General features: G+C 57.9%; 13 protein-coding genes. 9 read left to right on the top strand and 4 right to left on the bottom strand.

The window, feature by feature from the left end; all coding sequences use genetic code 11:
* Entirely contained in the window at positions 1-252 is a 252-nt protein-coding gene (locus ABD890_RS10655; RefSeq protein WP_345088616.1) for a hypothetical protein, read from the top strand.
* A 141-nt stretch (positions 253-393) separates the two neighbouring features.
* Here ABD890_RS10655 and ABD890_RS10650 read toward each other — a convergent pair whose 3' ends face one another.
* Positions 394-1,716, bottom strand: a complete 1,323-nt coding sequence (locus ABD890_RS10650) for a replication-associated recombination protein A (protein ID WP_345088614.1) — start codon at positions 1,714-1,716, stop codon at positions 394-396.
* Between the two features lie 292 nt (positions 1,717-2,008).
* A complete protein-coding gene (locus ABD890_RS10645; protein WP_345088612.1) occupies positions 2,009-2,812 on the bottom strand; it encodes a DUF3050 domain-containing protein in 804 nt (267 codons plus the stop codon).
* 252 nt (positions 2,813-3,064) lie between these two features.
* On the opposite strand from ABD890_RS10645, the gene ABD890_RS10640 reads away from it, so the two are divergent.
* The 4 genes from ABD890_RS10640 (at position 3,065) to ABD890_RS10625 (ending at position 7,400) form a co-directional block, all read left to right on the top strand.
* Positions 3,065-3,517 (top strand): hypothetical protein, encoded by a 453-nt coding sequence (locus tag ABD890_RS10640; protein ID WP_345088611.1) that lies wholly within the window; start codon positions 3,065-3,067, stop codon positions 3,515-3,517.
* A gap of 140 nt (positions 3,518-3,657) precedes the next feature.
* Positions 3,658-4,656, top strand: coding sequence for a hypothetical protein (locus ABD890_RS10635; RefSeq protein ID WP_345088609.1), 999 nt, complete (start codon positions 3,658-3,660; stop codon positions 4,654-4,656).
* 48 nt (positions 4,657-4,704) lie between these two features.
* Positions 4,705-5,958: a polysaccharide pyruvyl transferase family protein gene (locus ABD890_RS10630; protein WP_345088607.1), complete on the top strand. Its 1,254-nt coding sequence runs from the start codon at positions 4,705-4,707 to the stop codon at positions 5,956-5,958.
* A gap of 53 nt (positions 5,959-6,011) precedes the next feature.
* A complete protein-coding gene (locus ABD890_RS10625) occupies positions 6,012-7,400 on the top strand; it encodes an arylsulfatase (RefSeq protein WP_345088605.1) in 1,389 nt (462 codons plus the stop codon).
* Between the two features lie 24 nt (positions 7,401-7,424).
* Here the strand turns inward: ABD890_RS10625 and msrA are convergent, their stop codons facing one another.
* Together msrA and uvrA are read right to left on the bottom strand one after the other, a co-directional pair.
* A complete protein-coding gene (msrA, locus tag ABD890_RS10620) occupies positions 7,425-7,961 on the bottom strand; it encodes a peptide-methionine (S)-S-oxide reductase MsrA (protein WP_345088603.1) in 537 nt (178 codons plus the stop codon).
* A gap of 60 nt (positions 7,962-8,021) precedes the next feature.
* Positions 8,022-10,889 carry an excinuclease ABC subunit UvrA gene (gene uvrA, locus ABD890_RS10615; RefSeq protein ID WP_373355744.1) on the bottom strand — a complete coding sequence of 956 codons (2,868 nt, stop codon included), beginning with the start codon at positions 10,887-10,889 and terminating at the stop codon, positions 8,022-8,024.
* Between the two features lie 366 nt (positions 10,890-11,255).
* Here uvrA and dgt point away from each other — a divergent pair, with 366 nt between their 5' ends.
* The 4 genes from dgt (at position 11,256) to argS (ending at position 16,338) form a co-directional block, all read left to right on the top strand.
* Positions 11,256-12,365: a dGTP triphosphohydrolase gene (gene dgt / locus ABD890_RS10610; protein ID WP_345088602.1), complete on the top strand. Its 1,110-nt coding sequence runs from the start codon at positions 11,256-11,258 to the stop codon at positions 12,363-12,365.
* A 148-nt stretch (positions 12,366-12,513) separates the two neighbouring features.
* Positions 12,514-13,587 carry a PIN/TRAM domain-containing protein gene (locus ABD890_RS10605; RefSeq protein WP_345088600.1) on the top strand — a complete coding sequence of 358 codons (1,074 nt, stop codon included), beginning with the start codon at positions 12,514-12,516 and terminating at the stop codon, positions 13,585-13,587.
* A gap of 51 nt (positions 13,588-13,638) precedes the next feature.
* Positions 13,639-14,052, top strand: coding sequence for a ribosome silencing factor (rsfS, locus tag ABD890_RS10600; protein WP_345088598.1), 414 nt, complete (start codon positions 13,639-13,641; stop codon positions 14,050-14,052).
* A 309-nt stretch (positions 14,053-14,361) separates the two neighbouring features.
* Positions 14,362-16,338 carry an arginine--tRNA ligase gene (argS, locus tag ABD890_RS10595; RefSeq protein WP_345088596.1) on the top strand — a complete coding sequence of 659 codons (1,977 nt, stop codon included), beginning with the start codon at positions 14,362-14,364 and terminating at the stop codon, positions 16,336-16,338.
* Positions 16,339-16,340: the final 2 nt, after the last annotated feature.

Genomic DNA, 16,340 nt, shown 5'->3' with positions numbered 1-16,340 from the left:
ATGCACGACAGCGACGAGTACGACGACGAAGACTGGATCGATGACGAGCCTGAAGATGACGATCAGGACTACACGATCACGTGCCCCGAGTGCGGAGCGGAAGTCTACGAGGACGCCGACGTCTGCCCGATCTGCCTGCACGCGATCATTCGAGACACCAGTCCCTGGGCAGGGAAGTCGCTCGGATGGGTCGTTTTAGGCATGTTGGGCATCATCGCCATGATTGTGGCGATGGTCATGCTAACTCCGTAGCTTGCCTGGTTCGGCAAGCGTTCTGCGATACTACCGAAACGTGCAATTTGAACAAAGGCCGGTTTTTCCAGGCTGCTAGCTGTAGCCTGATTCCCGGCAATCTTGGGGGAGGCCTGAGAAAGAGCGTTTTGTGGAAGGGCTTTAGCCTTCCTCTTCCCCCCGCAATCGCTTGCGATAGACCTCGACGCGTTTCTGTAGCGTCGCCTCGAAGCCGCGCGGAACCGGGCGATAATACTCGCGATCGATTCCCAGATAACTTTGGGCCGCGATTCCATCGGGGGCGTTGTGGGCGTATTGATAACCAGCCCCGTGTCCAAGATCTTTCGCTCCGCCATAGTGGGCGTCGCGCAGGTGCATCGGAACCGGCTCGACGCGTCCCTCGCGAATGTCGGCCCGGGCCTCGCCAATCGCGAGCGTCGCGGCATTGCTCTTGGGAGCACACGCCAGGTACGCCACCGTTTGCGAAAGGGTAAGCTGACACTCCGGCAGGCCAATCATCTCACAGGCTTGCATCGCTGAGACAGCGATCGTCAACGCGTGCGGGTCGGCGTTGCCGATGTCTTCGCTGGCCGAGATAATCAGTCGCCGCGTGATGAAGCGAATGTCTTCGCCACCTTCCAGCATCTTGGCCAGCCAATAGATGGCCGCGTCGACATCGCTACCGCGAATGCTTTTGATCAACGCGCTGGCGGTGTCGTAATGGGTGTCGCCATCGCGATCGTACTGGACCGCTTTCTTCTGGATCGACTCTTCGGCCAGTTGCCGCGTGAAATGGATCGGACTCGCTTCGGTCGACAGGACGCCGATCTCCAGCGCGTTCAAGGCCCGGCGGGCGTCGCCATCGCAAACCTCTCCCAGAAACTGCGCGGCGTCCTCGTCGAGCTTGACGTCGAACTTGCCGAGGCCCCGGTAAGGATCGCCGAGCGCGTTCTTCAGGACGTCGTGGATCTCTTCCGGCGTGAGTGGTTCAAATTGAAAGATCTGGCTGCGGCTAACCAGCGCGCTGTTCACCGCGAAGAAAGGATTGCTGGTGGTCGCACCCACCAGGATCACGATCCCGTTCTCGACATCGGGCAGCAGGGCATCTTGCTGCGACTTGTTGAAACGATGGATCTCGTCGACGAAGAGCAACGTCTTGCGGCCGCCGGTGGCGACTTCGCTTTGCGCTTCCTGCAAGACTTCGCGAAGTTCTTTCACGCCAGAGGTCACCGCGTTGAGCTGACGAAAGCGAGACTTCGTTTCGGAAGCCAACAGTTGGGCCAGCGTGGTCTTGCCGCAGCCGGGCGGACCATAGAACAGCACCGAGGTCAGCCGGTTCGATTTGATCAGCCGCCACAGGAGCTTGCCTTCCGCCAGGAAGTGCTTCTGGCCGACGAACTCGCCCAGGTTGCGTGGCCGCATCCGGGCCGCCAGCGGCTTGGCTTTGTCGAAGTTCTTCGCTTCCGCTTGTTCAAACAGAGACATCGAAGTGCAGGGGACTTATGGAGATTGAAGCAATATTGCTTCATTGTACGCAAATCGGCCCCAACAAAACCTGGCAAGAAAAAGTTTGCACTCCTCCGGAAACCATCCTATAGTTCAATTGTCCGGGCGAATGGGCCCTTCTGGATGGTTGCTCCAATCATCTGCGTTCGGACAAGGACACCACACGGAGCGTTAAGCAACCCCCGTGGTGTGAGCCCGACGTACGTTGATGCTTAACAAACGTACGCCGGGTTTTTTTATTTCTTGTCCGTCTCGGCGATGCCTTGGGCGATTAATACGCCAAAGCTTCTAGCATCCCGTTCCATAGCAATTGCCGGGCTTCCAGGCTGCGCAGAGCGGCGTCTTCAGCGGCTTGCCATTTGTCGTCGTCGTCGCCACAAAGATGCGAAAGCAGACGATGGGCCATCGGGCCGTGATGATCGCCATCGAGCTCGATATGGCGTTCCAGATAAAAGACAAACTTCGAGGCCGAGCCCGACAGTTCGGAATTGACCTGTTCGACGATCTTCTGAAAGACGCCTGGCAGCAGGTCTTCGCGACCGTAGGTAAAGCCGGAGGCGATCGCACACAGGTTATCGCTGGCGATCAAATCGAACGTGTTGGTCACGAACTGCACGATCGACCGGGGCAGATCCGATTCGTACAACGCGGCCGTCACGTCGCGACCTTGGCCCAGGCGCGAGATGAAACGATCGATCAGGTAGCCATCGGCTCCCATTTGACGCATCGAGGCCTGGTACAGTTCGTAGTGACTGCAGAAACCCCCTTCGCCATCCTCGTCGCTCTCTTCGCCGAGGACGATCTCGTTCACCAGGCGGCGCCCCAGATTGTTCTCGGTCGGAAGCCAAGGAACCGCGACGCAGGTCAGCTTCTGCTGCAGAGCCTTTAGCAGGGACATGAAGTCCCAGACGGCGAAGACATGATATTGCATGAAAGTCCGCAACGAGGCTGCGTCGCGAATCTTCTGATAGACATCGTGTTCCAGCAGCGCCTGGCGTTGGGGCTGCAGTACCTGTTCAATCCGATCCAGACGCTCTTGCGCGGAAGGAGGCATGACAATCATGGGACTTTGCATTTTGGGTCGTGGGGGTTGAACGGGCCTGAAATTACCAGGTCCGTGTTGAGCTCGAGGCTATCAAAAATGCTACCGGGCGCAAATGCAGATGCGAAGGCTCGCCTGGGGGGGCTGGCTACCCGTAGGGTTTCCTTAGGGAAGATCTCACTTGCGTGTTCTGGCATACAGAAGTAGCGTGGAGGGACTTCACAAAATGGTGTTATTACACATCATAATTGAAAGTATTTCCCGTCGCTTTGACAGGAGTGAAAGATGCAAAGTTCGAATGATTTCCCGAGTTCCTCTGCGGAAAAGCCTGACAATTTGGCCGACAACGCCTCGACAGGCTGCCAACATCGCTCTGCCACAAATTGGATGATGAAGTCTGCTTATGGCATCGCCGGGCTCGTAATGCTCGCCTTGATCATCACGGTCGTCTCGCCTGAGACCGCCGTTGCGGTTTCGCGTTATCTGCCAGAGAACGTCCAGCAGTCGTTCTTTGCCGCCACGTCGACCAATCATCGCTGCTGTGGCAAGGGGCCGCGGACCAATCGCACCGTGCCGGTCTCGACCGGGGCGAGTTGCAGCTTGGGCGAAGGAACTTGCCCGGCCGATTCGTGCTGCCCGATGGACATGCCGATGACGGCAACGGGAGCCGACTTCATGCAGCTCTCGCTCGACGAAATGCTGGCCGGCGTCGACGCTGCCCCAGCCGCTTCGCCGTAGGGGACTTCCGGCAGACCGCCTCGCAAAGGTTCCATGGTGGATTGAGATCGATTAATATCGGGACTGCGGCCGCGCCCCATTTGGCGGCCGTTCTCGTCGATTTCGACTTCCCCTGACCAACCTGTCCGAGAACCTGCCCCATGTTCCGAACCATTCTGACCCCAGCGCTGCTGCTGGGCGTGATGCTGCTCGCTGCTCCGACTACAACGCTGCTGGCGGACGAACCGACCGGCGATCCATCGGTCGTCTTGAAGACTCCCAACCTCGTCGCGTTCTGGACCTTCGGCGAAGAGGCAGGCGAAGCGCGGAAGTCGATCGCTCCGGAAGGAACCTATCCGCTCCAGGAAGTGAACGGCCCGATCCCCCGTGCTGACGAAGGACCTTACTCCGGGCATAGCCTGCAGCTCAACGGCAAGCAGTATCTGGAGCTCGACTACGCGAAGACCGGTAAGCTGAACATCAGCGGTCCGAAAGCTCATGTCAGCATGTTCGCCGTCGTGCGGATTATCGATCTTCGCCAAAGCCGAACGATCGCTGGGATGTGGAGCGAAGGAAAGGGACGCGACGACGATAGCGGCACGCGTCAGTATGCGATGCTGATGAACATGCCAACCTACGGCGGACCGAATCAGTTGGTCCCGCACATCAGCAGCGAAGGTGGCGTCACGCGTCGCGCGGATGGCTCCGCCTTCCCGTGGTGTGCTGACTATGCCGCTACCAAGCAGCCAGTCCCGGAAGAAGAGTGGTGCACGCTCGCGTTCACTTACGATGGCGAGTACATCAAGGCATACATCAACGGAACCTTTGAAGAGCGTAAGCTCGACGCGAAGAAGGATCGTCGCGACGATCGCTACTTCACCCAGGAAGGTCCCGAAGGTAAGGATCGCGGGATGAATCCTTACTATCACGGCCGAGGTATCTTTGCTTACGACCCTGCCAAGCATTCCGAAACAAAGCCAGATGGCGGGGCCGACTTTACCGTGGGGGCACGCTATGCGGTCGGTTCGTTTCTGCGAGAGGCCACCAAAGGGAAGTTCGGTGGATTGGCGGTCTTTGATCGAGCACTCACCGACGAAGAAATCGCCCAGCTACACGCTTCGGCGAATGTCGATGCCTTGAACAAAAAGTCGCAGCCGTAGTTGCTTGACGCACTTTCTCACCCACTTGCCCCTTCAGGTTTTGCCCCCATGAAACGACGTACTTTCCTGCAAGCATCGATGGCCGCGGCGATCGCCACCAACGTTTATGCCGCCCCGGCCAAGCGGCCTCGAATCATCCTTCGGTCCTCGTGGCAGGTCGTGAACATCGGCGACATCGCCCACACACCGGGCGTGATGGCACTGCTGGAGAAGCATGTGCCTGAGGCAGACGTCACGCTGTGGGCTTCCGGCGATTTCTCGGACGAAGTCCACCACATGGAACAAAAGCGGTTCCCGAACTTGAAGGTGGTGAAAGGTTCGATCGGCAAGAGTGGAAGGGCTTCCAATGCCGATCTGCAGGAAGCGATCGATGCCAGCGAGTTTCTGCTGCATGGCTCTGGCCCGTCGTTCGTGGCTCGCCGCGATGTCGGTCAGTACGTCGCCGCCACTGGCAAACCGTTTGGCATCTACGGCATCACTTACGGTGGTTCCGATGCGGAAACGATCGACCTGATGAGCCAGGCCAAGTTTGTCTACTTCCGCGATACGGTCTCGCTGGCCAAGGGGAAGAAGGATGGCATCAAGAGCCCCGTCATGGAGTTCGGTCCCGATGGCGCGTTCGCATGCGATCTGCGTGACGACGCTGCGGCGGAAGCGTACCTGAAAGAAAGCGGTTTGGAGGAAGGCAAGTTCGTCTGCTGCATCCCGCGACTTCGCTACACGCCTTATTGGCTGGTGAAGAAAGGGCGGACGCTCGACGAGAAGCGGCACGAACGAAACGAGGCAATGAAAGATCACGATCATGCCCCGCTGCGAGAAGCGATCGCCAAAATTGTGACCGAAACCGACTACAAGGTGTTGCTCTGCCCGGAAGACATGACCCAGATGCAGGTCGGCAAAGACAATATTTACGACAAGTTGCCGGACGACATCAAGCAGAAGGTTGTCTGGCGCGAGAAGTTCTGGCTGACCGACCAGGCCCTGAGCACGTACATCCGCTCGGCAGGCTTCTTCGGGCTCGAGATGCATTCCCCTATCATGTGTATTGGCAACGGCGTGCCGGCGATCGTCGGTCGCTTTGAAGAGCAGACCTCGAAGGGATTCATGTGGAAGGATATCGGCCTGGGCGATTGGTTGTTCGATATCGATCAGCCGAAGCAGGTTGCCAACTATCCTGCCACGGTGCTCGAGATGGTGCAGAAGCCAGAACAAGCCCAAGCCAGGGTCGCCAAGGCACAAGCCGTGGTGGCTGACCGCCAACAGAAAACGATGAAAATGGTTCGACAGTGCGTCGGCGTCTAGTTGCCACCGATCGAACGTTCAACTAACCAGTCCTTTCCTCCACGAAACCGATCATGAACCGAGTTCTATCATTCACGTTGCTCGCGATCCTCGGGTGCTGCTTCGTCAGCACTTCCCAGGCCGAGACCAAAAAGCCCAACATCATCTACATCCTGGCGGACGATCTGGGGATCGGCGACCTGGGGTGCTACGGTCAGGAAAAGTTCGAGACCCCTAACCTCGATCGTCTGGCCGCCGAAGGGATGAAGTTCACTCAGCACTATTCGGGCAGTACCGTGTGTGCTCCGACGCGAAGCGTGCTGATGACCGGACTGCACACAGGGCACACCCCGGTGCGTGGCAATGCCGAGGTGAAGCCGGTCGGGCAAGAGCCCTTGCCAGGCGACACGGTGACCTTGCCGGAACTGCTGAAGACGGCTGGTTACGCGACCGGGGCTTTCGGTAAGTGGGGCCTGGGGTATCCAGGCTCGGAAGGGGATCCGAATCATCAAGGCTTCGACGTGTTCTATGGCTACAACTGCCAGCGTAACGCCCACACCTATTACCCGACCTGGATGTACGACAACCAGAAGAAGATTGAACTCGACGGTAAGACCTACTCGCACGATCTGATCATGGACCATGCGTTGCAGTTCATCCGCGACAACAAAGACAAGCCGTTCTTCTGCTACTTGCCGATCACTATTCCGCACGCGGCCATGCATGTGCCGGAAGAGTACGTGAAGCCCTTCCGCGAGAAGTTCTCGGAGTTTGAAGACAAGGTCGGCAAGTACGCTGGCCCACCGGTTAAGAACCCAATCGCGGCGTTCGCGGGCATGTGCACCAAGATGGATGACGATGTCGGCCGCGTGATGCATCTGGTGAAGGAACTGGGGCTGGACGACAATACGATCATTCTCTTCTCGAGCGACAACGGCGCGCATCAAGAGGGTGGCCACGATCCGGTGTTCTTCAACAGCAACGGACCCTTCCGCGGTCACAAGCGTGATCTGACCGATGGCGGCATCCGCGCTCCGTTCATGGTGCGTTGGCCAGGCCACGTGAAAGCCGGCACCGAGAGCGACATGATCAGCGCCCACTGGGACGTGTTGCCCACGTTGTGCGAACTGGCCGGCGTCGAGGTTCCCGCAGGTCTCGATGGCATCAGCATGGTGCCCACGCTGACCGGCAAGGGAGACCAGCCGCAGCACGAGTACTTGTACTGGGAGTTCTTTGAGCGAGGCGGCAAGCGAGCCGTTCGCCTGGGCAAGTGGAAGGGGATTCAGCTGAACATGACCAACAAGCCGAACGCCCCGATCGAGATCTACAACATCGAAGAAGATCTCGAAGAGCAGAACAACGTCGCCGACAAGCATCCCGAAGTGGTCGCCCAGGTAAAGCGAATCTTCGACGAAGCCCACACCGAGAACGACCGCTTCAAGTTCAAGTTTGAACGCAAGTAAGCGGCGTTTGGCAGATCGCCGGCCTTACTTCAAACGGTCGGCGAACTGCTTGCGGAACTTGTCGACCTTCGGACGGACGACCATCGCACAGTAAGGATTGCCTGGGTTATTGGCCAGGTAATCCTGATGGTAGTTCTCGGCCGGGTAATAGTTGTTGATCTCGGTCACTTCGGTGACGATCGGATCGGCGAAGGTGCCTGCTTCGGTCAACTTCTGAATGAATGCCTCAGCCGTTTCTTGTTGCTGGGGCGAGTGATAGAAGATCGCACTGCGATACTGCGGTCCGACATCGTTCCCTTGGCGATCCTTGGTGGTGGGATCGTGCGTCTGGAAGAAGATCTCGAGCAGGTCTTCGTAGCTCACCTCGTCGGCATCGTACGTGATTTGAATCACTTCGGCATGCCCGGTCGTCTTGGTGCAGACTTGTTCGTAGGTCGGATTAGCAACGTGACCGCCGGCATAACCAGAGGTGACACTCTGCACACCACGCAGTTCCAGAAAGACTGCCTCGGTACACCAGAAACAACCACCGCCGAACGTTGCCGTTTGAATATCTGCCATCGAAGCGCCTTGATCGCGAGAGAGTTCGAAAATCACATCGGGGAAGAGCCCCACGGCGAATTATTCGCCGGCGTGCCCATTAAGCAATGGTTTGAGATACTGACCGGTATAGCTCGCCTCGCATTCGGCGACTTGCTCCGGCGTTCCGGTCACAATGATCTGACCGCCGCCAGAGCCACCTTCGGGGCCAAGATCGATCAGCCAGTCCGCACACTTGATCACGTCCAGGTTGTGCTCGATCACCAGCACCGTGTTTCCCTTGTCGACCAACCGGCTTAAGACCGACAGCAGACGACGAATGTCCTCGAAGTGCAAACCGGTCGTTGGTTCGTCGAGGACGTAAAGCGTCGAACCGGTTTCGGTTCGGGCCAACTCGGTCGCCAGCTTAATACGCTGGGCTTCACCGCCGGAAAGGGTCGTGCTGGGTTGGCCGAGCGAAAGATAGCCAAGGCCGACGTCGCACAAGCTGGCCAGCACACGATGAATCGTGGGGACCGCGTCGAAGAACTCGGCCGCTTCTTCGATCGGCAGGTTCAGCACGTCGGCAATCGATTGATCTTTGTATTTAACTCGCAGCGTCTGGCGGTTGAACCGTTTGCCATGGCAAGCGGGACACTCGACGAAGAGGTCTGGCAGGAAGTTCATTTCGATCTTCCGCAAACCTTGCCCCTGGCATTCTTCGCAGCGACCGCCTTTCACATTGAAGCTGAAACGAGACGCTTTGTAGCCATACTGTTTTGCCTGACGGGTTTCGGCGAACACCTTTCGGATTTCGTCAAACACGCCGGTATAGGTGGCCGGGTTGCTACGAGGTGTGCGGCCGATTGGCGACTGATCGATCGGGATCACTTTGTCGATCTGGCTGGTACCACGCAGGCTGGTAAACGGACCGGGTCGCTGCGACGGTTGGCCGAGTCGGCGAAGCAAAGCTGGCGTGATCGTTTCGTTGACGAGCGAACTCTTCCCGCTGCCACTCACGCCGGTTACGCAGACAAATGCACCTAACGGAACCTGCACGCCCACGTTCTTCAGATTGTTGGTGGTGGCACCTTCCAGCGAGATCATCCGTGTCTTGGCAATCTTGCGACGCGATGGGGGGATCTCGATCTTCTTTCGGCCGGAAAGATATTGGCCGGTGATCGAACCATCGACATCCGAGACCACCGCAGGCGTCCCTTCGGCGATGATCTGCCCGCCGCGATGACCTGCCCCAGGACCGACGTCCACCAGGCGATCGGCGACCCGCATGATCGCCTCGTCATGTTCGACGACGATCACGGTGTTGCCGTGGTCTCGCAGTTCGACGAGGGCTTCGATCAAGCGATGATTGTCACGCGAATGAAGCCCGATCGATGGTTCGTCGAGGATATAGCAGATGCCGACCAGGCCGCTGCCGATCCCGGTCGCCAGGCGAACTCGCTGTAGTTCGCCACCGCTCAGCGTATCGGCCGCGCGGTCGAGCGTTAAGTAATCGGCCCCGACCTTCTCGAGGAAGGCGAGACGCTTGGCGATCTCGCGAACGATGGGCGTGGCGATCAGGCTCTCGTGTTCGTCGAACTCAAGTTCATCGAAGAAGCCGCGGGCATCGTTGATACTCTTGCGGACGATCTCGTGGATGTTGTGATCGGCGACCCGGACGGCCAAAGCCTCGGGACGCAATCGTGCACCATGGCAGGCAGGGCAGGGGAGCTTGCCACGGAACTTCGAGAGCTGTTCAAGCCGCTTCTTACGTGTGGTGGTGACAAACTCTTTCTCGAGCGCGATCAGCACGCCGAGGAACTTGTCGCCATCGCCGGAAAGAAGCTTCGTCCGCTGTTCTTCGCTCCAGTCGCTCAGCTTCGAGGTTCGATCAACTTTCTGCTTGGTCAGAAACGCATCGAGTCCTTTGCTGAGCTTCGTCAACGAAGAGGCGGTCACGCCCCGCCAAGGTGCAATCGCTCCATCATCCAGCGAAATCTCGCGATCAGGCACGACCAGATCGGGATCGAACTCTTCGCAAATGCCCAGGCCTTCGCACTTGGGGCAGGTACCGTACGGGCTGTTGAAGCTGAACGTGCGTGGCTCGATGTCGATGAAGCTCAAGTTACATTCGACGCAGGCCAGTTCGGTGTTGAAGATCTGGTCGATCCAGGTTCCCTTGGGATGGTCTGGGTCGATGATTTCGGTGTCGAGGTGGCACGACAGCAGGCGGCCGTCGGCCAGCTTCAGGGCCATCGCCACCGAGTCGCTCATCCGCGATCGCAGACCTTCGCGAATGATGATCCGGTCGACGACTGCTTCGATGGTGTGATTTTTCTTCGGATTCAGTTCCGGAACTTCGTCGATCTGATAGACCTCATCGTCGACACGAACCCGCAGCAGGCCTTCGCGTCGGATCCGATCAATGACTTCTTTGTGGGCTCCTTTGCGTCCCTGGACCATGGGGGCCATGATCATCAGCTTGGTTTCTTCAGGCAGGGCCAGCAGGCGATCCTGAATCTGTTCGGCCGTTTGCTGGGTGATCTCGCGACCGCACTTCCAGCAGTGAGGCTGCCCAAGGCGTGCCATCAGCAGGCGCAGGTAGTCGTAGATCTCGGTGATCGTGGCGACGGTGCTGCGTGGGTTTTGGCTGCCGGTTCGCTGGTCGATGCAGATGGTGGGCTGAAGGCCGACAATCAGATCGACGTCGGGGCGTTCCATCTGGTCGAGAAACTGCCGGGCATAGACCGACAAGCTTTCGACATATTGCCGCTGTCCTTCGGCGTATAAGGTGTCGAGCGCCAGAGAGCTTTTCCCGGAACCACTCGGACCAGTGATGACAATCAACTGGTCCCGCGGCAGGTCGATATCGACGTTCTTGAGATTGTGGACACGTGCCCCGCGAACGCTGATGCAAGAAGCATCTTGCGTCGGATCAATGGCAGACAGCTTGTCTCGATGAAAATCCACGATGGCAGACAATCATGCTGGGCTGGAAAGACCGGGCCTCACGCCTGCCCCTGCCATGGGGCAAACCCGACCTTAAAGGTATAAATGACGAGCGCTAATTCAGTTCAGGCTAACAGGGCCCGTCAGAGGTGGCAACTAGAGGTGAGGCGCCGAACCACTTACGTGGGATAAGCCGCAACACCTTAGGTGGATTTCCAGCGTCAGTAAGTCGCACCGAACTTAGGCCTATACTGGGAGTTACGGCCGATGGGCGATATCTTAAGGGGCGTAGCCCAAAGGGAACGATTCAGGGGCTGCAACCGGATGTGATTTGCCTTGCGAACCGCATCGACACCGGAAATCGAGAGGCGTCCCGCAGAAGGAACCATGCGAAGTTTCATGAATTACAACGAGCGAGAAGAGCGGCTGCTGGCGCCCTACGCGCTGCGGAGCCGACAATCGCGCGGTCGCGAGTTCGATGAGCCCGACCACCCTTACCGCTCGCCATTCCAACGCGATCGCGACCGGATCATCCACAGCAGTTCCTTCCGTCGCCTGGCCGATAAGACGCAAGTCTTCATGAATATCAGCGACTATCATCGGACGCGTCTGACGCACACGATCGAAGTCGTCACCATTGCCCGTACGATCGGCCGCAGCCTGGGCCTGAACGAAGAATTGATCGAAGCACTGGGCTATCTACACGATATCGGCCATCCACCGTTCGGCCACACCGGCGAAGATGTGCTGAAGGAATGCATGGTCGACTGTGGCGGTTTCTCGCACAACGCGTTCGGCCTGATCCTGGTGAAGCACCTGGAAGTTCGCAGTCCCCATTACGATGGATTGAACCTGACCTACGAGGTTCTGGAAGGGCAGCATACCCGCGTCGACAAGCGGCAGATGACCTTTCTGCGGCCGCTGCTGGAAGCCCAGACGGTCGAGTCGTGCGACAGCATCACCTACGACGCTCACGATGCCGACGACGCCTTGAAGCTGGGACTGGTCACCTTCGACGAGTTGATGCAGATTCCACTGTTTGCCCAAAGTGCCGAGCGGGTCTATCAGCGCTACGGCGAACTGACGGGACGCCGGCTGCGGAAGCTGGTCATTCGACAATTGATCGACCTGCAAGTGACCGACGTCACCGAGACCGCGTTGGAGCGTCTGGCGAAGTGGAGTCCGCAGACGCCGGAAGAGGCGGAGATGTGCGAGCCGATCGTCACGGTCAGCGACGATCTGCGTGCGCAAAAGACGAAGCTCGAACAGTTTCTGTTTCATCGTGTTTACCGCCATCCCGACATCGTCGAGTTCCGTGAACGGGGGCAAGATCAGCTTCGGCGGATGTACGACGGGTACCTTCGACGGCCGGAACTGATCCGCGGAAAGTTGGCGGAATGGGTCGACGTTTGGGGGCTGCCTCGGACGGTCGGCTATTACATCGGAACCATGACCGACTCCTACTGCCAACGGGAGTTTGACGCCCATTTTCGGTAGTCTATGGGGATGCTTTCCGAAGAATTGCGGAGTAGAATACGCACTCGGAATAGTGAACAGGTTTATCTTTTAAGGGGAGCTCGACCTGCCTGGATGGGGGTTGCTGGCGCAACCGCCTCGTATCGGGTCGGCTCCTGCAGGGTCTCTCGTGGCGCTGATCGTTCTTAGAATCGTTTTCATCCTGGTGGCGGCCGGGGTGGGCATCACCGTCATTCAGGTGGATGCCTTTCGTAGCGCGCTGCAAGATCAGCCCTTCTGGGCATTTATCGGGGTGTTGATCCTGGCATTTGGTGTCATCGGCATCGATATCGGCGTCAAAAACAAGCGATACGACACCATCTCAGGCGTCTACTTTGGTCTGCTGGTCGGACTTTCCTTAACGTATATCCTCGGGCTTATTACGCAGGTCTGGTTCCCAACCGAAAACCCTGGGGCCGTGACGGCACACCGGGCACTGCAGTTAGTGGTGGGGATGGTGCTGTGCTATTCCTGTATTAGCCTCGTGCTGCAAACCAAAGATGACTTCCGCTTCATCATTCCTTACGTCGAATTCGCGAAGGAAGTGAAGGGTCCGAAGCCTTACGTGCTGGATACCAGCATCGTGATCGACGGCCGGATCGCCGACGTGGTCGAGACCGGGTTCTTCGACAACGTGCTGATCATGCCTCGGTTCGTTCTGGCGGAACTGCAGGGCATCGCCGACAGTAGCGACAAGCTGAAACGCAGCCGCGGACGTCGCGGGCTCGACATCTTGAATCGCTTGCGAAACAACGATCAGGTCGACCTGAAGATCCACGACCGCGAAACGCCCGACATGGAAGGGCAGCCGGTCGATATGAAGCTGGTCCTTCTGGCGAAGCTGCTGGAAGGGAAGATCGTCACCGGCGACTACAACCTGAACAAAGTGGCCAAGCTGCATAACGTCGAGGTGATCAACCTCAACGAAATCGCCAACGCCCTGAAGCCCGTCTTTTTGCCAGGCGAACATCTTTCGGTTCGGATTGTCAAAAAGGGGGAAGAAGACAGCCAAGGGGTTGGTTACCTGGACGACGGCACGATGATTGTCGTCGAAGGTGGTCGCGATCATATCAATTCGCAGGTCCGCATTCTGGTTACCAGTGTGCTGCAGACCAGCGCTGGCCGCATGATCTTCGGTCGCTACGAATCGCTCGAAGGGGGCGGATCTGGCGGCCATAAAACTCATGCGAATACCTCGGCCTAATCTGGCCCACGTACCAAACTACATTCGTCTCCTGTTATCTAAAGCAATCGCGTGACTGATTCCGAAAAGCCTGAAACTCCCGCCGCCGACGGCGACAATCGCAGCCTTCAATTGGCAGCCGCCGCCGCGCAAGTGATTGAAGACAACAAGGGGCGCGATATCTGCATCCTCGACATGCGGCACCTGACGCCGATCTTCGACTACTTCGTCATTGGCACCGGTGGCAGCCGCCGCCAGTTGCACGCCATGAGCGAAGAGATCGACGACAAGCTCGAAAAAGAGATGGGCGACCGCCGCATGGGGCGTGAAGGATACGACGAAAGCCGTTGGATCCTGCTGGACTATGGAACGGTCGTGTGCCACCTCTTCGATGAAGAGACCCGCGAATACTTCCAGCTGGAACAGTTGTGGGGCGACGCCAAGAAGGTCGATATGACCAACATCCTTCGCAGCCCCGGCGAATAGTCTTTCCCCGGGTCCCCCTGGGACCGTATCTGGGTGATAATCGGAAACTGAGGCCTATCTGATCCAAGGTCGCTTGTTTCGCGTCTTTCCGTCCCTTCGCCCCTTCGGGGAGAGGGTTAGGATGAGGGGTGAAGCAAGTACCAGCGTTTCAAATAGGATCTGGGGTTGGCTCCCGATGGATGTCGAGAAGATGCGTGGACGCTTCTCTGCAAAATGGCATCGAGGTCTGTAATCCCTCACCCTGGCCCTCTCACTTCAAGGGAGAGGGGACAAGAAGAGTTACGACAGAATTTTTCTCTAAGCCAAGCTATGAACATTCTTGCCCTGTTGCGTGCCCGGTTTCAGCCTGTCCTTCAGCCGATGACGGACGATGTTGCTCCGTTGCTGGACATGATCCGCCCGGCTGGCGATCCGAAGTTTGGCGACTACCAGGCCAACTTTGCGATGGGCCTGGCCAAGAAGGTAGGCAAGTCGCCACGTGACCTGGCTGCCGAGATCGTGGCTGCCGTTCAACTGGACGACTTGTGCGAAACGCCGGAAGTCGCCGGACCAGGCTTCATCAACTTGAAGCTTCGCGACTCGTGGATTCAACAGCAGCTCGATTCTGCCCAGGCCGATCCGCGTCTTGGTGTCGACAAGGCCGAGACCGCCAAGACCTACATCGTCGACTACTCTTCGCCGAACGTTGCCAAGCCAATGCATGTCGGGCACATCCGTAGCACGGTGATTGGTGACGCGATCTGTCGAACTTTGAAATTCATGGGGCACAACGCCATCAGTGATAACCATCTCGGCGACTGGGGAACCCAGTTTGGGATGATCATTTATGGTTACAAGAACTTTGCCGACGCCGATGCCTACAAGGCCGCCCCGGTGCCTGAGCTGTCGCGAATCTATCGTGTCGTGCGCGGCTTGATGGATTACTTCGATGCCAAGAAGGAACTGCCGATACTCCAGGCGAAGTTGGCCGAACGAACCACGGAATGCGAAGCGCTGAAAGCGGCCGGCGAACCTGCCGACAAGGCGGAAGCGAAGAAGCAAAAGAAAGAGCTTGGTCGCCTGCAATCGCAGATGGACGACTTGAGTAAAGACATCGCCGCCACACAGGCCAAGATTGCCAAGACCGAAGACTCACCTCAGGCAAGCGAGATGGCAGCCCAGCACGCCAACATCGCCGAGGCCGTTCTGCAAGAGACGGTCAAGCTGCACCAAGGGGACGAACAGAACCTCGCGTTGTGGAAAGAGTTCCTGCCGTACTGCGAAGATGAAATCAAACGGGTCTACGAACGGCTGAAGGTCACCTTCGATCATCAGCTTGGCGAAAGCTTCTATCACGATCGACTGGCAACGGTGGTCGAAGAGTTCGAGAAAAAGGGCTTGGCGAAGGAGTCGGAAGGGGCGACGTGCGTTTTCCTGGATGGCTTCAAGGCTCCGATGATCATCCGCAAGCGAGATGGCGCGTTCCTTTATTCGACGACCGACCTCGCCACGATTCAGTACCGGATGGAAACGTGGAAGCCCGATGCGATTCTGTACGTCGTCGACTTCCGCCAGGGCGAGCACTTCGACAAGTTGTTCGCCGCGACAAGGCTGTGGGGCTTCGACGATATCGAGCTGAAGCATGTCAGCTTCGGCACCGTGATGGGGGACGATGGCAAGCCGTTCAAGACCCGTTCCGGCGATACGGTCGGGCTGGAAGGCTTGCTGGACGAAGCCGTTTCGCGAGCCTTCAAAGTGGTGAGCGATGCTGACGATGCCGCTCCGGAAGGTCCAACACTCGATGACGCCAAGCGGAAGCAAATTTCGGAAACGGTCGGGATCGCCGCGCTGAAGTATGGCGACCTGTCGCAGAACCGCGAGTCGGACTACAAGTTCAGCTACGACAAGATGCTGGCCCTGCAGGGGAACACGGCGACCTACATGCAGTACGCGTATGCTCGCGTGCAGAGCATCTTCCGTCGCGGTGAAGTCGACATCGCCACGCTGCGAACCAGCGGCGCGAAGATCGTCATCGAGCATCCTGCCGAGCGTCAGTTGGCGATCGCTGTGCTGCGGTTCTCGGAAGCCCTGGACGATGTGCTGGCCGACTATCGCCCGAACTACCTGACGAACTACTTGTTCGATCAGTTGGCCAAGTCGTACAGCACGTTCTTCGATCAGTGCAAAGTGCTGAAGGCGGACACCCCAGAGCAGAAGAACAGCCGGCTCTTGCTTTGCGATTTGACCGCTCGGGTGTTACAACAAGGCCTGAATCTGTTGGGCATCGATACCGTCGAAAAGATGTAGTC

This window comes from Bremerella cremea (genome assembly GCF_039541315.1).
In the GTDB taxonomy this organism is placed as follows: domain Bacteria; phylum Planctomycetota; class Planctomycetia; order Pirellulales; family Pirellulaceae; genus Bremerella; species Bremerella cremea.
Note: the sequence above shows the minus strand (reverse complement) of the source record. Positions and strands in the feature narration are given on the sequence as shown.